This is a genomic window from Flavobacterium nackdongense, assembly GCF_004355225.1.
Classification (GTDB): domain Bacteria; phylum Bacteroidota; class Bacteroidia; order Flavobacteriales; family Flavobacteriaceae; genus Flavobacterium; species Flavobacterium nackdongense.
Genome location: NZ_CP037933.1, coordinates 3313889 through 3335872 on the forward strand (window position 1 = coordinate 3313889; position 21984 = coordinate 3335872).

General features: G+C 34.7%; 18 protein-coding genes and 3 tRNA genes. 13 read left to right on the forward strand and 8 right to left on the reverse strand.

The window, feature by feature from the left end; genetic code table 11:
- Position 1: 1 nt before the first annotated feature.
- Together E1750_RS14155 and E1750_RS14160 are read right to left on the reverse strand one after the other, a co-directional pair.
- Positions 2-2524: a mechanosensitive ion channel domain-containing protein gene (locus tag E1750_RS14155; protein WP_133277410.1), complete on the reverse strand. Its 2523-nt coding sequence runs from the start codon at positions 2522-2524 to the stop codon at positions 2-4.
- Positions 2525-3296: 772 nt separating this feature from the next.
- Positions 3297-3374 (reverse strand) — tRNA-Pro (locus tag E1750_RS14160).
- 160 nt (positions 3375-3534) lie between these two features.
- Here E1750_RS14160 and trxB point away from each other — a divergent pair.
- The gene (gene trxB / locus E1750_RS14165) at positions 3535-4482 is read left to right on the forward strand and encodes a thioredoxin-disulfide reductase (RefSeq protein WP_133277411.1); all 948 of its coding nucleotides are present in this window, start codon (positions 3535-3537) and stop codon (positions 4480-4482) included.
- A gap of 114 nt (positions 4483-4596) precedes the next feature.
- Here trxB and E1750_RS14170 read toward each other — a convergent pair whose 3' ends face one another.
- Entirely contained in the window at positions 4597-5058 is a 462-nt protein-coding gene (locus E1750_RS14170) for a DUF4442 domain-containing protein (RefSeq protein WP_133277412.1), read from the reverse strand.
- 233 nt (positions 5059-5291) lie between these two features.
- Here E1750_RS14170 and E1750_RS14175 point away from each other — a divergent pair, with 233 nt between their 5' ends.
- Genes E1750_RS14175 through E1750_RS14195 form a run of 5 tightly spaced genes read left to right on the forward strand, consistent with a single transcriptional unit; the run spans position 5292 to position 8993 of the window.
- Positions 5292-5747, forward strand: a complete 456-nt coding sequence (locus tag E1750_RS14175; RefSeq protein ID WP_133277413.1) for a DUF4870 domain-containing protein — start codon at positions 5292-5294, stop codon at positions 5745-5747.
- A gap of 47 nt (positions 5748-5794) precedes the next feature.
- Positions 5795-6136, forward strand: coding sequence for a hypothetical protein (locus E1750_RS14180; protein ID WP_133277414.1), 342 nt, complete (start codon positions 5795-5797; stop codon positions 6134-6136).
- A gap of 57 nt (positions 6137-6193) precedes the next feature.
- Positions 6194-6526, forward strand: coding sequence for a PadR family transcriptional regulator (locus tag E1750_RS14185; RefSeq protein ID WP_133277415.1), 333 nt, complete (start codon positions 6194-6196; stop codon positions 6524-6526).
- A gap of 2 nt (positions 6527-6528) precedes the next feature.
- On the forward strand, positions 6529-8250 hold the full coding sequence (locus tag E1750_RS14190; RefSeq protein ID WP_133277416.1) for a PspC domain-containing protein: 1722 nt from the start codon (positions 6529-6531) through the stop codon (positions 8248-8250).
- A gap of 2 nt (positions 8251-8252) precedes the next feature.
- Positions 8253-8993 (forward strand): head GIN domain-containing protein, encoded by a 741-nt coding sequence (locus E1750_RS14195; RefSeq protein WP_133277417.1) that lies wholly within the window; start codon positions 8253-8255, stop codon positions 8991-8993.
- 133 nt (positions 8994-9126) lie between these two features.
- On the opposite strand, the gene E1750_RS14200 is transcribed toward E1750_RS14195, so the two are convergent.
- From E1750_RS14200 to E1750_RS14210, 3 genes are all read right to left on the reverse strand, one after another.
- Positions 9127-9201: transfer RNA gene (locus tag E1750_RS14200), tRNA-Val, on the reverse strand.
- A gap of 40 nt (positions 9202-9241) precedes the next feature.
- Positions 9242-9316, reverse strand: a tRNA-Val gene (locus E1750_RS14205).
- 59 nt (positions 9317-9375) lie between these two features.
- Positions 9376-10608, reverse strand: a complete 1233-nt coding sequence (locus tag E1750_RS14210) for a bifunctional folylpolyglutamate synthase/dihydrofolate synthase (protein ID WP_133277418.1) — start codon at positions 10606-10608, stop codon at positions 9376-9378.
- A gap of 124 nt (positions 10609-10732) precedes the next feature.
- Between E1750_RS14210 and E1750_RS14215 the strand changes: the two genes are divergently transcribed.
- The gene (locus E1750_RS14215; protein WP_133277419.1) at positions 10733-11428 is read left to right on the forward strand and encodes a MotA/TolQ/ExbB proton channel family protein; all 696 of its coding nucleotides are present in this window, start codon (positions 10733-10735) and stop codon (positions 11426-11428) included.
- Positions 11429-11430: 2 nt separating this feature from the next.
- On the forward strand, positions 11431-11826 hold the full coding sequence (locus tag E1750_RS14220; protein ID WP_133277420.1) for an ExbD/TolR family protein: 396 nt from the start codon (positions 11431-11433) through the stop codon (positions 11824-11826).
- 196 nt (positions 11827-12022) lie between these two features.
- Here the strand turns inward: E1750_RS14220 and E1750_RS14225 are convergent, their stop codons facing one another.
- Both E1750_RS14225 and E1750_RS14230 read right to left on the reverse strand, forming a co-directional pair.
- Positions 12023-12913 carry an energy transducer TonB gene (locus tag E1750_RS14225; RefSeq protein ID WP_133277421.1) on the reverse strand — a complete coding sequence of 297 codons (891 nt, stop codon included), beginning with the start codon at positions 12911-12913 and terminating at the stop codon, positions 12023-12025.
- Positions 12914-12990: 77 nt separating this feature from the next.
- Positions 12991-14058, reverse strand: a complete 1068-nt coding sequence (locus E1750_RS14230; RefSeq protein ID WP_133277422.1) for an anhydro-N-acetylmuramic acid kinase — start codon at positions 14056-14058, stop codon at positions 12991-12993.
- Between the two features lie 77 nt (positions 14059-14135).
- Here E1750_RS14230 and E1750_RS14235 point away from each other — a divergent pair, with 77 nt between their 5' ends.
- The 5 genes from E1750_RS14235 to E1750_RS14255 all read left to right on the forward strand — a co-directional run bounded on the left by E1750_RS14235 (position 14136) and on the right by E1750_RS14255 (position 21838).
- On the forward strand, positions 14136-15275 hold the full coding sequence (locus tag E1750_RS14235) for an acyl-CoA dehydrogenase family protein (protein WP_133277423.1): 1140 nt from the start codon (positions 14136-14138) through the stop codon (positions 15273-15275).
- A 437-nt stretch (positions 15276-15712) separates the two neighbouring features.
- Positions 15713-16426 carry a LytR/AlgR family response regulator transcription factor gene (locus E1750_RS14240; RefSeq protein WP_133277424.1) on the forward strand — a complete coding sequence of 238 codons (714 nt, stop codon included), beginning with the start codon at positions 15713-15715 and terminating at the stop codon, positions 16424-16426.
- Positions 16423-19257 (forward strand): sensor histidine kinase, encoded by a 2835-nt coding sequence (locus E1750_RS14245; protein WP_133277425.1) that lies wholly within the window; start codon positions 16423-16425, stop codon positions 19255-19257. The genes E1750_RS14240 and E1750_RS14245 overlap by 4 nt, the downstream gene beginning before the upstream one ends.
- A 471-nt stretch (positions 19258-19728) precedes the next feature.
- Positions 19729-20907: a T9SS type A sorting domain-containing protein gene (locus tag E1750_RS14250; protein WP_133277426.1), complete on the forward strand. Its 1179-nt coding sequence runs from the start codon at positions 19729-19731 to the stop codon at positions 20905-20907.
- Between the two features lie 133 nt (positions 20908-21040).
- Positions 21041-21838, forward strand: a complete 798-nt coding sequence (locus E1750_RS14255; protein WP_133277427.1) for a hypothetical protein — start codon at positions 21041-21043, stop codon at positions 21836-21838.
- The last annotated feature ends 146 nt before the right edge of the window (positions 21839-21984 follow it).

Below are 21984 nucleotides of genomic sequence, written 5' to 3' on the forward strand. Positions count from 1 at the left end.
TTTATGCCTCTTCCTGTTCTTCTTTTAGTGCTAAAGTATTGGTTTTAATGTAAACATCTTGCTGTGGAAAAGGGATGACGATATCATTGAGTTTGAATATTTCATCGATTTCAATTATTAAATCGCTTTTTACATCATTGCCATAATTGAAATGAGGCACCCAAAACTTAATGACAAAATCGATAGAACTGTCACCAAATTGTGTTACCCAAATTAGGGGTTCTGGTTTTTTTAAAATTAAGGAATGTTGGTCTAAAATCTCTTGGAGTAAAGTTCGGGCTAGTTTTAAATTGGTACCATAGGCTACACCCACTTTGATTTCATAACGTCTTTTCGGACTGCCCATCGTCCAGTTGGTCATGTGTTGGCTTAGAATATCGCCATTTGGAATGATAATATCGGCGCCATCCCAAGTAGTGACTACGCTGCTTCGGATGCCAATGGATTTCATGGTGCCTGTTTGCCCGCTAATTTCAATAATGTCATCAATATTTACAGGTTTTTCGAAGGCTATAATCAATCCGCTGACCAGATTGTTGACCAAGGTTTGCAATCCGAAACCAATACCTACTCCTAAAGCTCCAATGATTACCGTTAATCGATCGGTAGGAATGCCCGCAATAGCAAAGGCAAAGGTAATTCCAATACTAATTATGGCAATCCTGATTAATAAAATGGCACTGCCTAGGGGTTTACTTTTGTTGTTGTCAATGGTATCCGTTTTGGTTTGCGATGTTAAGAAGGAAACTATTTTTGAAATGTACACCGAGGCTATGATGACAAAAAAGAAGATCAGAATACTTTGGTAGGAATAGGTAAAGGAGCCAAGGGATTGTTCTTTCGAAAAAGCATCGACTAGCGGTTGGATATGATTTTGAAAAGAATACGAATTTCTGTTTATGATGATAACCCAACTGATCAAAAATAAAAAATATCCCCATTTGGTGTATTTATGATTTTCTTGAAAGCTAAAATTTATTTGAGTTTTGGTTTCAGATTCGATGATATAGTCTGACAAACGGACAATATCCGAGGTTAATTGGAAAGTATAAAGGGATAGAAGTCCAATAAATACAGTGAAAAGTCCAATAGAAATTAAAATTTTACTCAAATTATAATTCCCGAAAATCATTGCCAAAACCCCAAAGATTTCGAATGCAATCATTGCAATTACAATCCATTTGTGGGGTAAACTTTCGACTTTGTTTTTGCTGTAAATTCTGTAAAATCCAAATGTAGTTGCGGCTAGGCCAATCGCGATTAGGAGGACTGTTTCAACTAGGGTTTGGGCCAAAATTAAATCGTCAATGAGGATGAGGAAAACTAATACCATATAAACCAACCAGATTTTTAAGGGTAAGAATCCCTTTATCCGAACTAATAAATAGGTTAACGTGATAGCCGCAATCAGCCATAAAATAGCCGAGAAAACTATAGGCGGTGGTGGAATTAAAATTTGTCCTATGGTTATTGTTATCAGAACAGCGGTTGCAAAAGGGGCGGTGAATATAGCCACTGTATATTGGAATTTTTGATGGATTTGGGCTTTTTTATATTTCCTTTTTACGACAATTAAATAAAAATATAAGCCTAGAAGGCACAAAGCGAGCATCTGTATGATGGCAATATTATTTACAAAATAAAAAGTTAAAACGAGAAATGCTTTCTTCATTGACCGGTACAATTCTGTGGTAAATGATTTTTCAAAAATGTCTTTTTCACTAAAAAAATCGACGCGACGAGAAAAAAGACTATCCGATTCCGTTTTTCGTAGAAGGTCTAATTTGACAATATCTGAATCCAAGCGGTTTTTGAAAACATTGGCTTTAATTTCTAGTGTTTGGATGCTGTCGATAGCATTTTTTAAATTTTTATTGGTTTCATCAATATCCTTCGACAATAGGAGCAGACTTTGAATGTAGTTATTTTTTGCAATCGAATCTTGCGGCAAGGTATAGATGGTTTTGTCCGCTGATAGGGAATCTAATTTTTTTTGAATTAGGCTTAATGCAATATTATTTTTTTTGATCCTATCGATTTGATTGTCGGTTCTGCTTACTAATTCATTCAATAGTATGGAGGTAGTGGTAAGGTCTCTGACGGTCTGCCTTTTATTCTTATTTTTCGTAATGCCATCTACCGCAAAATCTTTCAACTTAAAAAGGAAGTTAATTTCTTTTGTAAATCCTTTATAGTCAATACCTTGTTCTAAAATATTGTTTGCTTTTTGAATTTCTTTGTTGATTAAATTAAAGACAATGTTTTGGTTTCGAATCGTATTGTTGTTTTCCAGATTGCGTTGGCTTTTATTAAGTCTGTCAACAACAAGATTTTCGATCACTACTTTCATCGGAATGGGTTTGATGATAGTGTCTTTTGGAGTAGTCGTTACGTTTTGCACTGTGACGATCGGGCTTTGGCTCCAAAGAAAATTACCAGAAGAAAATAGTATTAAAATGAGAATTGAACTAAAATAGCGTTTGGTTTTTGATTGCTTTAGGAAAGTCTTATCTTTAGAGGTCATCGTGAATGGATATAAAATCAACTTTATTTTTGAAAAGATAAAGATAGTAAAATTGCCTTATTAATTCTTTATATAAAAATGGAATGATTGTAGTGCTAATCCATTAGCGATAGTCAAAATATTTTTTCCAAGGCAGCATAATTTTTGAGAATAAAACTGAGCGATTATCAGAAATTTAGCAAAGGCGACCCGAGTAGTTTGAGATTAGTCCAAATCGTTTTATAAAAAATGGCGTGGGTATTGTATTTTTTTTGGGAAATATTTAAACAAAAAAAGCCGAACATTGCTGTTCGACTTTTGGTCGGGGTGGCAGTCCCGAAAACTATCGGGAGAACCTGCGGTCTTCCCGCCAGTGCGGGACGCTATAACCACAAAATTTTTTGTACAAAAAAAAGCCGAACATTGCTGTTCGACTTTTGGTCGGGGTGGCAGTCCCGAAAACTATCGGGAGAACCTGCGGCCTTCCCGCCAGTGCGGGACGCTATAACCACAAAATTTTTTGTACAAAAAAAGCCGAACATTGCTGTTCGACTTTTGGTCGGGGTGGCAGTCCCGAAAACTATCGGGAGAACCTGCGGCCTTCCCGCCAGTGCGGGACGCTATAACCACAAAATTTTTTGTACAAAAAAAGCCGAACATTGCTGTTCGACTTTTGGTCGGGGTGGCAGTCCCGAAAACTATCGGGAGAACCTGCGGCCTTCCCGCCAGTGCGGGACGCTATAACCACAAAATTTTTTGTACAAAAAAAAGCCGAACATTGCTGTTCGACTTTTGGTCGGGGTGGCAGGATTCGAACCTGCGGCCTCCTGCTCCCAAAGCAGGCGCGATAACCGAGCTACGCTACACCCCGAAAGCGAGTGCAAATGTAAAATTTATTTTGGTCTTTTGCAAGGGATAGAAATAAAATAAAAATTATTATGTTCCTATAGCTAAAAGTAATTGCTTTATCGTTTCTGTTTTTAATAAAAACCGTACATTTGTAACTATTGAAATTATTAATTTTACTCATTATGTCTGATACAGTCGAAAAAATAAAATGCCTTATTATAGGTTCTGGTCCAGCGGGTTATACCGCTGCTATTTATGCCGCTAGAGCTAGTATGAATCCAGTTTTGTACCAAGGAATGCAACCTGGTGGACAACTTACTACCACCAATGAAGTGGAAAATTTCCCAGGTTATGTAGATGGAGTTACAGGGCCTGAAATGATGGTGCAGCTGCAAGCGCAGGCACAACGTTTTGGTGCCGATATTCGGGATGGTTGGGCCACAAAAGTCGATTTTAGTGGTGGAGTTCATAAAGTTTGGATCAATGATACGATCGAATTGCATTGCGAAACAGTCATTATTTCGACAGGGGCATCGGCTAAATATTTAGGTTTAGAGTCTGAACAACATTACCTTAAAATGGGAGGTGGCGTTTCGGCTTGTGCCGTTTGTGACGGGTTTTTCTACAGAAATCAAGAGGTTGTTATAGTAGGTGCGGGAGATTCTGCTTGCGAGGAAGCACATTATTTGTCTAAAATGTGTTCTAAAGTGACTATGTTGGTTCGTAGTGATAAGTTCCGCGCTTCGAAAATTATGGAAGCTCGCGTTCGCAAAACCGAAAATATCAATATCTTGATGAACCACGATACAGTAGAGATTTTGGGTGATGGTCAAGTGGTTACGGGTGTAAAAGCCAAAAATAAAACCACAGGCGATGTTTTTGATATTCCGGCTACTGGTTTCTTTGCAGCTATTGGACACAAACCAAACACCGATATTTTCAAAGACTATCTGACTCTCGATGAAACTGGTTATATTGTGAATGTTCCGGGAACCTCAAAAACGGATGTGGCGGGTGTGTTTGTGGCAGGTGATGCCGCGGACCACGTCTATCGTCAGGCGATTACGGCTGCAGGAACAGGCTGTATGGCGGCTTTGGATGCCGAAAGATATTTGGCAGCTTTAGAATAATAAATTGCATTTGACAAAAAAAGCCCCGTTTTTAAAGGAACTCGGAGGCTTTGACAATTTTATAATGAATATTTGATACTAATGAGCTCGATATTTTATCGGGCTCATTTTATTTTAATTATTTGGTTTTGCTTTAACGCTCCATTCAAATTCCATTTCTGAAACTTGTTCGCCTTTTTCGTTAGTTCCGATGGCTTTCATCCAAAAGGTGCGCCCTTCACCAGTTTCGACAGCTTCTTGAATTGATTTTGCGGCCAAATTTCCGTCGGCACATACAAAACTGATTCTTCCGGTTGCTTTTTTAGAAAAATTCGATTTGTTGTTGGCGACCAACATCGAAATCTTTTTGCCACTGTTTTCAATATGTTTCATAACCAGTGCTCCAGTAGATAATTCAGCCGCCATTGCCTGCACTGCAAAATACATCGAGTTGAAAGGATTTTGATTGATCCAACGATGCTTCACGCTGACGATGCATTTTGATTCGTCGATTAACTTTACTCGAACACCGCAAATAAAGGCCGATGGCAATTTGAAAAACAAAAATGAATTGAGTTTTGATACCGTTATTTTCATGTATTTTTTTTTATTCTTGTAAAAATAACAAAATTCGAACACATAACTCAGGTTCCGCCTTTAATTTACTCAAACGAGCTGTAAGTATTGATTTTATTGACTTTTCGTAATTGCAAAAAGCTATGGTCTGAATTACAAATGTTAATATTTTGTTAATATATGGTACTATGCGATACAAGATACTGTCTTTTAGACATATATTTGCATAAGAAATTACTATATACTTTTAAACTATGGAAACAACAAACAATAAGAACCTCGCCACTTTTACTCATTTGAGTACATTAAGTCAGTATTGCATCCCCTTTGGAAATTATATTTTTCCGTTATTGATATGGAGTACCAATAGAGACAAATCAGAATTTATAGATTATAACGGAAAACAGGCGCTGAATTTTCAGTTGAGTATTTTTCTATATTCATTAGTATTGGCAATGATCGCTATTCCTATTATTCTAATTACAATTTTTAATAATGTTCCATTGGAAACCGTAATCAATGATGGTGATTTTATGGAAAATCATTTAAGTGTTGAAAACATCACTGGAATTGTTATTGTAGCCATAATCGCCATTCTACTTTTTGTGGGCATGAAAGTAGCCGAATTTTTTCTTATCATTTATGCTTCGGTTAAAACATCAAACGGAGAAAAATACAATTACCCACTAACAATACCATTTCTTAAATGAAACATTAAATCAATCAATCAATCAATCATCAATTAATCAATCAGAAAATGAAAAAGCTACTTTTAATCACAGTACTTTTAGTTGCAATCACAACCAAAGGATCAGCGCAAGATCATACGATCATTGATATCACAAAAAATGAAAATAATCAATTTGAAATTACTGCAAAATCGGACATGAATATCCATTTAAAATTTAATCTCGAATCCCAGGATGTTTGTAGTGTTTCTGTATGTGATAAAAGGATGAACGAGGTGCCTCTGAAAAAGAAATATAAAAAAGGCGAATACAAAATTGCATTTACTATCGAAGAGGGAGAACAATACATCGTACGATTTAGTGGAGTCGACCCGATAAGATTGATTACCAAAACAATTGCAGAAAATTAAAATCATCAATCAAAAAATGAACAGTACAATCAAATCAAAAAAACAAAAAAGAGAGCTATGAACATTGAAAACACAAAAGCCCAAATGCGCAAAGGTGTTCTTGAGTTTTGCATCTTATCTGTCCTAAAAGACAAAGAAGCATATACTTCGGAAATATTAGACACTTTGAAAAACGCAAAATTATTGGTTGTGGAGGGAACGGTTTATCCGCTACTTACCCGATTGAAAAACGACGGATTACTCAGCTATCGTTGGGAAGAATCACTATCAGGTCCACCGAGAAAGTATTATGGTTTGACCGAAATTGGACAAACATTTTTAAACGAATTGAATGGCACTTGGACGGAATTGTCTGATGCCGTAAACCTAATCACAACACAAAAACTATAGCCATGAACAAAACTGTAAACATAAATTTAGGCGGAATGTTCTTCCATATCGATGAAGATGCATACCAAAAACTGACCCGATATTTTGATGCTATAAAACGTTCTTTATCGTACTCATCTGGTCAAGACGAGATCATCAAAGATATCGAAATGCGCGTATCGGAATTATTGACCGAAAAACAAAAAACCGAGAAGCACGTTGTAGGTCTCAAAGATGTTGACGAGGTAATCGCCGTAATGGGACAGCCCGAAGACTATAGAATAGACGATGAAGAAACAGGAAAAACAACTCCTAATTTCACTTCAAACGCCTATTCACAAAACCGCAAATTATATCGTGATAAAGACAATGGAATGTTGGGCGGAGTTCTGGCTGGCTTAGGACATTACTTTGGAATCGATAAAGTATGGTTGCGTATCTTTTTCCTAATTCTATTTTTTGCTTGGGGAACTGGAGTTTTGGCTTACATCATCCTTTGGATTGTTATGCCAGAAGCAAAAACAACAGCTGAAAAATTAGAAATGACCGGCGAGCCTGTTACCATTTCGAATATTGAAAAAAAGGTAAGAGAAGAATTTGAAAATGTTTCAGAAAAATTAAAAAACGCCAACTATGATGAAATGGGTAACCGTGTAAAAACTGGTGCCGAAAAAGTGGGAAGTTCACTCGGCGATTTCATCATCGCTGTCCTCAGAGTTTTTTCCAAATTCTTAGGGGTGCTATTGATTATGATTGGACTTTTTATACTTGCTGCTTTGTTCATTGGTGTTTTCACGCTAGGTTCTTCATCGATAATCGAGGTGCCTTGGCAAGGTTTTATTGCAGCCGGCAATTTTACTGATTATCCGGTTTGGATCTTTGGATTGATTATGTTTTTTGCTGTTGGAATTCCGTTCTTTTTCTTGGCATTGTTGGGATTCAAATTATTGTCTCCGAACTTGAAATCTATCGGAAACATTGCAAAATACACGCTACTTGCCATCTGGTTAATAGCTGTTTCGTTAGCCATCGCTATTGGATTAAAGCAAGCATCAGCCTTTGCAGTTGACGGTAGAGTAGTGGTGAAAGAAAATTTAAATTTGAATCCAACAGACACGCTTTTGATTAAATTCAAACATAATGATTATTTTGCCAAGAATATTGATGATAATGACAATTTCAAAATCACGATAGATTCTGCAGGAAATGATGTCATCTACTCGAATAATGTACGATTTAGAATTGCACAAACGGATACCAAATCAGCTTATATTCAAATTGAAAAAGAAGCCAAAGGAAAAGCCCTATTCGAAGCCAAACAAAGAGCCGAAAAAATAAAATATAGCTATAAAGTTATTGGAAGCCAATTGGTATTCGACAATTACTTATTATCCGATTTAAAAGAAAAGTTCCGTGATCAAGAAATTGAAATCACATTATTCTTACCTTTAGGGACTTTATTGAAAATGGATGACTCTGTAAGACGATATGACGAAACGAATAGCGATTACTTTTATTGGCATCCTAATGAAAATGAGCTTTTTAAAGTAGAAAGTGATAAAATAAAATGCCAGAATTGTCCCGATGAGGAAAATGAAAATATCACTATCGACACAAAAGAAGTTGCAGATAGCATTGTTACTACAACGGTAACGGTAAATGGTAAAGTAGTTAAAGTTAAGGAAACTGCTAGCAAAAAAGGGTTGACAGTAGATAAAGACGGTGTAATCATAAAAACAAATTAGCCATGATAAAAATCATCACCATAATAACCAAATTTATTGTTGCTGCTCTTATGGCATTGTCGCTTTTTTCTTGCGGAAATTCCTATAATATTGGCAGCGGACTCAAAGGCAGCGGCACTAGAACGAATGAAACTAGAGCGGTGAACCAAGATTTCAAAAATATCAAGGTGAGTAATGGAATCAAAGTAATTGTTGAACAAGCGCCCAACAAATCAATAGCAGTTGAAGCTGATGATAATCTGATGAAACACATTATTACCAAAGTCGAAAATAATGTTTTAGTAATTGAGTCGGATACAAACTACGAGGCAACAAAATCGCCGGTGGTACATGTGAAATTGCCTTTTATCAATGGGTTAAGTGCCAGTAGCGGTTCCAATATTAGAAGTGCTACTATACTAAAAACGGAGAAACTAGACGTGTCCTCTAGTAGCGGAAGCCAGATCTACATTGAGGTCGAAGCTGATGCAATTGCCTTAGAAAGCAGTAGTGGCAGCAGTGTAGAAGCCAGTGGAAAAGCTCTGAAACTGGAAACTTCTGCCTCTAGCGGCAGCGAAATTAACGCCAAAGATTTAATGGCTAATGAAGTGATTTCACAAACTTCTAGCGGCAGTAACACTTCAGTTTGTCCTATTTTAAAACTCGATGCAAAAGCATCAAGCGGAAGTTCAGTAAACTACCATAAAGCCCCAAAAACACTGGTAAAAGAGGAGTCTTCAGGAGGCAGTGTTAGCGAAAATTAAAACGGTAAGCAGTATATAAAAAGCAAAAATCATCCATCGAAAGTGGATGATTTTTTTTGATGCTAGCATACTATGATGTAATTAGACAGGTTATGGATTTGATTTTAAAAACCTGCCAGAGGTAGTATTGAAGTGGGTCATACTGGATTCGAACCAGCGACTTCCACGTTGTCGACGTGACACTCTGAACCAACTGAGTTAATGACCCTTTTGAATAAAAAAACTCCCTAATTTCTTAGGGAGTTTTGTGGGCGATGAGGGGTTCGAACCCCCGACCCCCTCGGTGTAAACGAGGTGCTCTGAACCAGCTGAGCTAATCGCCCTTATTGCGAGTGCAAATATACACCACTTTTTAATATTCACAACTAAAATATAGAAAAAACTATAAAATTTCTGCAACTACAAAGGTACTTCCTCCAATATAGATAAAGTCAGACGGTTTGGCATTTCGCACTGCTTGCGCATAAGATTCTGAAACAGAATTATATACTTCGCCGTTTAGATTGAATTTTTGTGCTTTTTCTTGTAGCATTTTTACCTCAAGTCCGCGAGGAATATTTGGTTTGCAGAAATAATAAATGGCATTCGTTGGGAAAAGCGGTAAGATTTCATCCAAATCTTTGTCGTTGACCACTCCTAAAACGATATGTAAAGTGTCGAATTTTTCTTTTTGGATTTGTTTCATCACGATTTCTAATCCATTTTTGTTGTGTGCCGTGTCGCAGATAATTTTAGGTGATTCGCCCAATTGTTGCCATCTGCCCAAAAGTCCTGTATTTCGAACCACATTTAGAAGTCCTGATTTGATTTGGTTTTCAGAAATTTTAAATTCCTTTTGATTGTTCAGGATGGCAATGGTTTGTACGACGGTTTTTTTGTTATGAATTTGGTAGTCTCCAATTAAATCTGAAGGATAATTTTCTTGAATTAGATCGGATGCGAAATAGATTTCGGCATTGTTTTCGGTTGCTTTTGCTAAAAAAACAGGCTGCGTTTCTGGAGTGTATTCCCCGATGACGACAGGAATGTTGGGTTTTATAATGCCAGCTTTTTCAAAAGCTATGGCTGCGAGCGTATTGCCTAAAAATTGGGTGTGATCGAGTCCTATATTTGTAATAACTGACACTAAGGGCGTAATAATATTAGTGGCGTCCAATCGGCCTCCCATTCCGACTTCAATAATGGCGATATCTACTTTTTCTTTGGCAAAATAATCAAAAGCCAAACCCACCGTCATTTCGAAGAAACTCAAGTCATTAGCTTCAAAAAAATCTTTGTTTGCATTGATAAAATCGCAAACAAAATCTTCGGAAATTTCTCCCGAGGCTTCGGGACCATTAATCTTGATGCGTTCTCGAAAATCTTTTAAATGAGGCGAGGTATAAAGTCCCACCGTATATCCTGCTTCTTGCAGAATCGAAGTGAGCATATGAGAAGTAGAACCTTTGCCATTGGTTCCGGCAACGTGAATGCATTTGATCTTGTTCTCAGGATTACCAAGATGATTCGATAATAAGTAAGCATTAGTCAAATCTTTTTTATAAGCAGAAGCCCCTTGTAATTGATACATTGGCAATTGATTAAACATCCAGTTTATGGTTTCCTGATAGTTCATTTTTCTATTAAAGTAAGGGCTGTTTGAAATAATTTTCGATTTTTTTAGTTTAATACTAGATCGAAAAGTATCTTTAGTGCAAATTTGAAATATTTTTTAGAATTAATGAATAAAATACTATTATATGTTTAGTTTAATACAAGTACAAGCCGATACTATCGCAAATGCTGCATCCAATGTGGTCATAGAAAAAGTGGCTACCTCCAATGAAATCTCTGTTTTAGAATTTATTTTTAAAGGTGGGTTCTTCTTGATTCCCATTTCAATACTATTACTTTATACTTTTTATTTAATCATAGAGCGGTATCTATACATTCAAAAAGCATCAAAAATAGATGCACTTTTGATGCGAGATGTGCGAGACAATCTTCGTTCGGGTAAGCTAGATATGGCGCGAACCATTGCGGAACGTAGTAATACTGCCTCAGGAAACGTAATCAAAGAGGGGATTCTTATCATCGGGAGGCCAATTATTGAAATTGAATCGAATATGGATCGCGCTGCCGATATCGAAATTGGTGAAATGGAAAAGCATTTGGGACAACTCGGCCTCATTGCGGGAATTGCGCCAACTTTAGGATTCATTGGAACTATTTCGGGAGTTATCAAAATATTTTACAGCATTTCGGTTACCGAGAATATCAGTATTGGTAATATCTCCGGAGGATTGTACGAAAAAATGATTAGTAGTGGTGCGGGATTATTGGTTGGTATTATTGCGTACAGTGGCTACCATTTGTTGAACGGAAAGGTGGATAACTTTGCCCTAAAAATCCAAAAGCAAATTTTAGAATTTGTAAATATTATTCAAAAAGTATAGCGATGTCCATAAAACGAAAACGAAGATTCCACGCCGAAGTCGCCACATCATCTTTGAGTGATATTATGTTTTTCTTGTTGTTGTTTTTCCTGATTATATCCACTTTGGCCAATCCGAATGTGATTAAAATGGCTTTGCCTAAGGCCAAATCTAACGAGAAAACCAACAAACAATACATTAGTTTGTCTGTTACCGAAGACAAGAAATTCTATATCGATAAGCAAGCAGTCGCCTTTGAAGAATTAGAAACGACTTTGATGTCAAAAATGAACAAGGAAAAAGACCAAACAGTTATTGTTCGAATTCCATTTAATCTGCAAGTTCAGGATTTAGTTGATGTGTTGCAAATTGGTGTAAAAAATAATTTGAAGTTTGTGATTGCTACGAGTCCGAAGTAAGGTCATTGCGAGGAACGAAGCAATCACATAATGAGAGCGACTAATGTGATTTGCTTCGCCTGTTCGCTATCGCTCGAGTCTCCAATTGGTCGAAATGACAAACAATACAAAACAAAAATGCCTCGAAATTATCGAGGCATTTTCTATTTTAAATCCGTATCAATCTGTTTAATCTGTGCCACCTGTGGCCCAATTTTTAATTCAAATTGAAATTATAAACAATCTTGCCCACTTGTTTTTCTGGTGCATCGGTGCTGGCATCCCATCGGGTATTCATTGCAGCAATTCTAGCTTGATCTAGTAAACATTTTGCAGTATTGGTAGATCCTTTTATTCCGGCAATGGCGCTTATTGTTCTTCCATTTCTGTCGACAGAAACTTCAACAACAACTTTCCCCTCTTCATTACAGGTGTATTTTGGAGCAGGTTTCGAAATCGCTTTTCTATTTCCTAAAGAATAACCCGTTCCGCCACCATAACCACCGCCATTTCCAACACCATAACCGCTTCCTGTACCAATTCCGTTACCAGTTCCATTTCCACCGCCCGTTCCGCCTCCTGAGCCACCGGTTCCATAATAGCCATTAGAACTTAAACTTCCGTTCGCTTTTCCTTTGTTTCCCGCGGTTTTGTCATCGCCATCTCCACCTTTATTCGAACCTTTCATTATACTAGACAAAGCATCGTTGGTCGTACTAGAAACTTTTGGCTTTACTACAATCGGTTTCGGTTCTTCTTTTAAAACAGGAGTTGGTTTTAGTGGTTTTTCTTTCTGCGGAATTACCACAGTTTCATCGGTAGAATTTTCCTGTGATAAAATAGATTCGTCTGGAGTGGTTTCTGTTGGTGTTTGTTTGGCTTGGTTTTTCACATCCAAAACCTCGCTGTTATAATTGGCACCTGAGCCAAAATCACTATCGCCAAAATTCACGGTAACGCCGCCGCCACCTCCGCCAGTACCAACCAATTCTTCTAAATTGGCGGGTGGCCAAAAGCGAATGAAGAATAAAATTAGCAACAGCGTTCCGTACAAAAGGATAGAAATGGCTATTGATTTTTTTTGGTCAGAAGATAAGGTCGAACTCATTTAAAATTTAATTTTTGGATGCTTAAGTAAAACGTTGAAAAGTACTAAAAATTATTAGAAGTAGAAAACAATAGCATCTATGGATTGTATATTTCTCCGGCACTATGATCCATTTTTGCTCCCGTAACACTGCTCAAAGTATTGATTTCCCCTCGTAATTTCAAAACGCCAAGTAATGCAAATATTAAGGCTTCTTTGAATTCCAATATTTTGGCTGACGGAATTATAATTTCCATTTCAGGCAAATAGGATTGAATGCGTTCAATAATAAAATCATTATAAGCGCCTCCTCCAGTGATCAATAGGCTACCTTTTTTGGTGGGTAAGGCCAAAGAAGTTTGGTAAGCCAGGTGTTCGGTAAATGTCCGCATTTTGTCCTCAATTGCAATCGTAAAGCGTTCAATCATTGGCAATACCACTTCTTTAACAAATTCAAAACCCAATGATTTCGGGAATTTTAGTTGGTAATATTCCAAGGAGTTTAATTCATTTAATAAATCGATATTGACGATGCCAGTTCTTGAATTCCCGCCTTTATCATCGTATTTTAATCCCAATTGATTGGCATAAAAATTTAAAACGGTGTTCACTGGCGAAATATCGAAAGCAATTCTTTGTCCGTTTTGTTCGAAAGACACATTCGAAAAACCGCCTAAATTCATACAATAATCATAATCCGAAAACAATATGCGGTCGCCAATAGGAACCAAAGGAGCGCCTTGACCACCCAGCTTTACATCCTGCACTCTAAAATCACAAACCACAGTTTGATTCGTGAGCGTTGCAATCTCGGGTAAATTGCCAATTTGTAATGTGAAACCATTGTGCGGCTGATGCAAAATAGTGTGTCCGTGGGAGCAAATTGCATCCAGATTTTCAATTTTATGTTTTTCGATGAAATTTGAAATAATCGAAGCAAGCAGTTTGGTGTAGTCTCGGTTTAATGTCCTAAGTTCTATTTCAGTATAATCCACCGCCGATTTTAGATGATTAATCCAACTTTGGCTATAGCCAATGGTTTCACTTTCAAGGATTTCAAAAGTCCATTTGGTGTTGTCTAATTGGAACTGAATATGTGCCAAATCCACCCCATCAAGCGAGGTTCCGGACATAATTCCGATAACGTTGTAGTTATTTTTTTTCATTGGTCAAATTTACAGAATTAATCAATTATCTTTGTTGAAATTTTTACAAAAATCATAACTTTATATGTACTATTATTATGGATTTTAATCTTACCGAAGAGCATTTAATGATTCAGCAAGCTGCCAAAGATTTTGCTCAAAACGAACTATTACCGGGTGTAATCGAACGTGATGAACACTCAAAATTCCCTACTGAGCAAGTAAAAATGATGGCTGAACTTGGGTTTATGGGAATGATGGTTGACCCAAAATATGGCGGTTCAGGATTGGATAGTATTTCCTATGTTTTGGCAATGACTGAAATCGCTAAAATAGATGCTTCGTCAGCAGTAATTATGTCGGTTAATAATTCTCTGGTTTGTGCTGGAATGGAAAAATATTGCAACGAAGAACAAAAACTGAAATATTTAGTTCCACTTGCCAAAGGAGAGGTTATTGGCGCCTTTTGTTTGTCGGAGCCAGAAGCTGGAAGTGATGCTAGTTCTCAAAAAACAACTGCCATTGATATGGGAGATTATTATTTGTTGAATGGAACAAAAAACTGGATAACCAATGGAGGAACTGCATCTACTTATTTAGTAATCGCTCAAACCGATGTTGAAAAAGGACATAAAGGAATCAATGCTTTTATTGTAGAAAAAGGTTGGGCGGGTTTTGATATTGGTCCTAAAGAAAAAAAGATGGGTATTCGTGGTTCGGACACTCATTCCTTATTATTTAATGATGTGAAAGTTCCCAAAGAAAATAGAATTGGCGCTGACGGTTTCGGTTTTACTTTTGCAATGAATGTGTTGAATGGGGGGCGAATAGGGATTGCCTCGCAAGCATTAGGCATTGCCACTGGAGCTTATGAGTTGGCTTTGAAATATTCTCAAGAGCGCAAAGCTTTTGGCAAAGAAATATTCAAACATCAAGCCATAGCCTTCAAATTAGCCGATATGTTTGTCAAAATTACTGCAGCCAAATTATTAATTATGAAAGCCGCTTGCGAAAAAGACGAAGGCAAAGACATTGCGCATTCGGGCGCGATGGCAAAATTATATGCTTCCGAAATTGCTTTAGAAGTAGCAAATGAAGCCGTTCAAATTCACGGTGGGAACGGATATGTGGCCGAATACCACGTAGAACGAATGATGCGCGATTCGAAAATCACACAAATTTATGAGGGAACTTCAGAGATTCAACGGATTGTGATTTCCAGAGGATTGGTTTCTTAGTCCAAACTCGTCCATTTATATGACCCTTTCTAATGTTTTGTTAGAAAGGGTTTTTTGTTTGTTTTTGTAATAATTTAGTCCTTCATGTTTTGGTGATATATTGAATTCTATTTGGTTCAAGGGCTTTATAATTTATCACCATTATTTTTATTTTTATTTTAATATGTTAGATTTGTAAGTAAAGTTCAAAAATTTTATTTTTTTTGCAAGTTATATTCTGTGAAACATATTTGAAATACGATATGGTTTTGTCGTATAGGATAGAAAATGACAAGGTCAAATAAAAATTTATAAATAAACGATTTTTAATATATTTTTCTTTGCACTGGCTCACATTAGGATATTTGGTATAAACATGGTATGATTTTTAATATTAATACCCGTGGGGTTAAAATTAATTTTATTATGCAGGACTTTTAACTATTTAAAAAGTAATTATGGTAATAAAAGCAATAGTTGTGGATGATGAAATTTTAAATCTTAAAAATTTAGAAATAATCCTAAAAAAGAATTTTCCTAAAATTGAGATAAAAGCTTTATTTCAAAATGTTGCCGATGCAAAATATTTTTTAGAAAAAAACCACATAGATTTACTTTTTTTGGACATTTCTATGCCTATTGCTGATGGTTTTGATTTATTGAAATATTTTCCGAATCAAGATTTTCAAATAATTTTTATTACAGCCCATGAAGAGTTTGCTATAAAAGCTATAAAAGCAGGCGCTGTTGATTATATTCTAAAGCCTATTATTTTGGAGGAATTAGAGATTGCCATCAATAAAGTTTCAAATATCATTGTTTCCCAAAAAAGGAATGCTGCAAAAAAGGTCTTAACTATAAACTATGAAGGAGGTAAATCAATTATTGAATTGGATCAAATTATTTATTTGAAAGGGTTTGACAACCTTACTACGGTATATCTGACCAAAAATAAAAAAATTACGGTCTCAAAAACACTAAAATATTTTGAAGAACTATTGGGTGAAGGTTTTTTCAGAATTCATAAATCCTATATTGTGAATTTAAAATTTATAGATAAAATTGAGTCAAAGGAGACTTATGTACTCACATTAAAAGAGAGAACCCAGCTTCCTATTTCTAGAAGAAATTATAAAAATTTAAATGATTATCTAAAAAACAAATCATTATGAAGAAGGTCTTGTTGCTTTCTATTTTTGTTTTTTGGTTTTCATTTGGAATCGCTCAGGAGCATTACAAAAACTTTCATTTTACTACAGATGATGGGTTGCCGTCCAACACCATTTATGGCATCACAGAGGATAAAGCAGGAAATATTATTTTGGGAACAGACAATGGTTTGACTTTCTTTGACGGAAATGAGTTCAAAACCTGGAATGTAAAAGACGGTTTAATAAATTCATATATTGTAGCTGTTGCAAATGATGCTGATGGAACAATTTGGTTTATAAATTATGGAGGAAAGCTTCAGAAACTGCAAAATAACAAAATAGTCAATACTACTATTTTTTGTGACTACTACAATCAAATCCTTAGCACTAAAAGGAGTCTTTTTCTATATACAACCCAAGTATTAAATAAAAGTAATGGATATACTAATATTGAATTATTTAAGCAAAAAGGGCTGAAAATTAATGCCGATACGCTTATAAAAACAAAAAAAATGGCAGCTCCAGCCTTAGCTCAAAATGGCGAAGATATTCTCTTTAAAGACAATTATATATTTTATAAACAGCACAAAATACCGCTTTCAAAAAAAGTGAAATTACTGCATAAAGTGATTTTCAGAAAAGACAATGTGTGTGTTTTGGATGAATTTAATTTATTTATTGTTGATTTTAAAGGAACAATTTTAAATACTGTAAAATTGCCACAGCCCCTTTCTGAAAAGCGATTTTACAAATATGATTTTGTAGTGGATCAGCAGGAAAATTGTTGGCTTAATATTCAAGGCAAAGGTTTGTTTGTATTGAAAAATAACCAATGGATAAGTGAGCAAGAATCATTAGGGCTTAGTACGGATGAAAATATTAACTTTTTGTTCTGTGATTCAAAGGGACGTCTTTGGATTGGGACAAATCAAAAAGGATTGTTTTGTATTCCTAGCAGTTTAATTGAAGCCATTTATTTTAAAAATAGGGTAAATAATTTTACCAGTTTTGCAACCGCTTTTGATAAACAAGCGTTATATGTTGCAACAAATTTTAGCTTGTATTTATACAAAAATCAACAACTTAGTTTATTGGAGAAAACTGAACTTCCTTTTAAAATTGATAATATTGATAATAATCCTATTTACTATTTTCCATATTATAAAATGTTGACTTCTGATAAAAACTTGGAATCGTTACCACGCCTATTAGGTAAACAATTTATTAAAAAAGAAGGTGAAAAATATTTTTCGTTATTTGGAATGTCAGGAATTGTAATTCGCCAAAAAAAGAATTTGCTTTATAAGGATCGCTATATAGAAAATAAAATTCGAGTAAAAGAGAAGATAGATAAGGTTATCTATTATAAAAAAGAATACTATTTCAGTAATAAGCAAAAAATAAATGTACGGACTTTTGACGATAATTTTATATATTCAAAAAGAGAATTAAAATTTAAAATTAAAGGATTTATTAAAGATTTTACTTTCATAGGTGACACGATGTGGATTGCTGCCAACAATGTCATTTATAAGGCTTTCAATGAGAAAATAATAGATAGTATTACTCGAATTAACGGTGTTGAACTTCAAAATATTAAGAAAATCAAACTAATTGGTCAGGACAAATATTTGTGTACTAGTAATGGTTTATTCAAAATAAGCAAAGCCGGAAATCGAGTTCTGAACAAATTTAATTTTTTGCCAAGTAATGATGTCAATAATGTGGCTTTGTTTCAAAATAGTTTATTTGTAGCCACAGACGATGGTTTAGCTAAAGTAAACAATGAAATTATAACTGCAAAGGCTGTGTCTCCTTTTTTAAATGTCGTTTTTAAAGGACGGAGAGTTAGTACTATTAAGATTCCTACCAATGACGATAATGTTGATTTACTATTAGAAATTCAAAATTTTTATTCTGCAAAAAACAAATTGGTTCAGTACAAAACAGATAATTCTTCGTGGGCTATTGCTAATGGCAACAGTATTAGTTTTCCTATACAGTCTTATGGAAATCATAGTATTACCATTCGGGTAAAAGATGTTAATTCCGATTGGACCATAAAAACCATTACAATAAACAGAGCATTTCCTTTTTATCTTAAATGGTGGTTTATAGGCATAATGATTGTAGTGTTATTAGGAATTTTATATTGCATATATCAGTTTCAAATTGCCAGAATTAAAAGGAAACAACAGCAAGAAATGGCAATAAACAATAAGATAGTCGAATTGCGTCAAAATGCTTTGACGGCATTAATGAATCCTCATTTCCTATTCAATTCCCTAAGTTCGATTCAGTATTTTATCAATAGTAATCAAATTCAAAAAAGTAGTGATTATCTTGGCAAATTGGCTCGTTTGGCTCGATTGTTTCTGATGCAAGCTTCGAGTTCGTTTATAACTTTGGAAGAAGAGATCATTAGATTAAAACTTTATATAGAATTAGAACAGCTTCGGTTCAATAATTTTGAATTCCAATTTCATATAGATGAAAATATTGATATTTCCACAACAAAAATACCTAATATGATAGTACAGCCATTTATAGAAAATGCCATACTTCACGGAATTTCTCATCTAAGGGAGCAGGACGGAATAATTACACTCAATATTTTTCTTGTAGACCAACTTCTGACTATTGAAGTAATAGATAATGGTTTCGGGATTGATAACTATATACTTAGGAAAAAAAATCATATTTCTAAAGGGATAAACATAATTTTAGAAAGAATTGAAATTCTGCAACAATCCTATCCTGAAAACGTATTCTGTATAATACAAGAATCGGTATTCCCAAACCAAGATCGAAAAGGACATAGAGTTACCATTAAAGTAACCATTTTACCTTAAAAAACTTCTAAATACGACCGCTCCCTAGTTGTTTTATACCGTTCCCTTAATTGTTTTTAAGAGGGAGGGGATTTTATGTAGTTTTACTTTAGTTATTTCTAGATTCATAATTATAACAGTTATAATAATTAGCTCAAGAGCGTTTATTCAGAATCTGTAAAATTTTTAAGATATGTTATTGATGAAAAATTACACCCACATTGTTTGGAATATATTTCAGACAAAATGCCTTTTCTGGTCACAAAAGAAATTTAGAAAAAAGATGGATTAGAAATGAATTATGCAATTATTAAAAAATTTAATTACCCAATTAATCTCAAAAATGTAGCTTAACTTAATAAGTAGTTTTTATATGAGTATACCAACCTTGCAAAAGGATTGTAGTAGTTGCAGCTTATTTAGACGGAAAAAATTATAGTAACAATTCGCAATCGTAGAAAAGAAAAATAACAACCAATTAAAACATTCAATATGAAAAAAATTACCTTATTATCACTAATCGTTTTTACAATTACATCACAAGCACAAAACAAATTATTGTCAAGCATTATCGAAAATTATAATGGAAGTAGTTGGCAAAAGTACGCAGGTCACAATTATGAATATGACAGTAACAATAATTTAATTTCGGAAACATTCTTATTTTGGAACTATGTTGAGTGGGTAATAGAAGACAAAACGAACTATACTTATGATGCTAATAATAAAGTTACAGAAGTATTGTACCAGGAATGGAATAATGTAACAAAACAATTTGAAAAACCCCAAAAAGAAATTTATACTTATAGCGATTATGTAGGAGGGAAAATAACTGAAAAACTATTCCAAAAATGGGAAAATTCACAATGGGTTAATGATGGGAAATTTATATTTGGATACGATAGTAATAATTTATTAAATGCTGGTTTAGGACATTCGTGGGATGGTACACAATGGATACTGGATGATCGTGAATATTTTTTCTATTCCGGTAATCAACTAACTAGTAGTATTACCGAAACACGTGTTGGTGTTCCATTTCAAAAAGATTATAGAAGTACTTATTCCTATTACAATAACAAAATTACTTCTTATCAGGGGGAAAATTGGATTGACGGAGCTTGGTCTTTACGGGTAAATACTGCTTATTTATTTGATGCAAATGGTAACCGAATTCGTAATACTAGTATCTATAGTTCTACTACTTACAAAGAGGAGTATGATTATGATAACTTAAGTTTAATGGCAAGTTTTGCACATCCTTTTAAAGATAAAACAGGATTAGATTACCTTTTTGAAAGTTTTCCTTATGTAAATAAGTTACTGTCTTCAACTCAGTATTATTTTGATACTGTATCAAGTAGTTTCAAACCAAATAGTAGAACAACCTATAATTACAATAATAATATAGTTTTATCTAATGAACAGCTTGAAATACCCAAAACTACTATTCTAGTGTTTCCAAATCCGACTACTTCAAAACTAAATCTCGCAATTTCAAATGACCTAACAATTGACAAAATTGTTATTGTCGATAGTAATGGAAAAATGGTGATGCAGCAAAATCAAAATGTAAGTCAAGTAAATGTGGAAAATCTTGCTGCAGGACTTTATATAATTGAGGCGTTTTCTGGAAAAGATAAATTTACAAGTAAGTTTGTGAAAAAATAAATTCTTTCTAGCTTAAGGTTTTTACTCTTTTTAGCAAGTTGTAAAAAGAAACAAATAAAAAAAATATAAAAAAATCCACAGAGATAACCGAAAATCTGTAATAGAGTAGGTAATAATTTTAATGTTATAAATTATGAAAAAAATCAAATTAATACTTTTTATGTTTTTAGCATTCGCTATACATTCTTGCGACAATTTTGCAGAAGACTTAGAGGGGGACCAGACAGATATAATTGGCACTACAGGGACTGGAACTGGAACGACTGGAACTGGAACAACTGGAACTGGAACTGGAACAACTGGAACTGGAACAAGCACTAGTATTTATAATGGTAGTAAGCCAACTGGCAACTATTGGAGTAGAAATGATGGTATTGGAAAAGCCTATCTATCATTATCTGGTGCTACAGCTAAAGCGTGTTCTGGGGGTAAAGAAACAATTGGAACTTTTAATTCTTCGAAACCATCAATGACTTTTACTATTGGGAGCGATGTAATTGAATTTCCGTTATTATTTACAAATGGACTTTTGATTGTAGGAGTTCCAAATCAAGCTGTCACTACAAATAATCCAACCCAATATGTCGCAGCATCAAATTATTCTTGTGGTGGCGGCGGATCGACGACATCCGGAAAAGGGACCATTATGGTATGGTCCGATGTACCTGCATATGGTTTTAAATATAATTTTAATGGCATTTATGTTGATATCGATGGATCTACTGGCACTGTATATGGAGGACATTATACCTCTGCACCATCTTGTGGTGCTACGTATTGCTACACAAAGGAAGTTGCAGTAGGAACTTATGTAGTGGTGGGTAAGGTATACCCTTTAAAGCCTTTGTCGGGACCAACTCCACCTACATATACAGTATCGCATACTGTAAAAGTAGAGGCCAATTTGTGTACTAAATTGGTAATTAGATAAATATAGGTTTGTATTCTAAAAAATCGATAAATCAAAAAAATTATGATTTGACTTTTTTTTAATAGTAGATGAAATAAAATATATTTGATTGGAAATCGGTAAAATAAGCAGTGTTAAATTAGGATAAAAAGTTGAAATTCATTGTA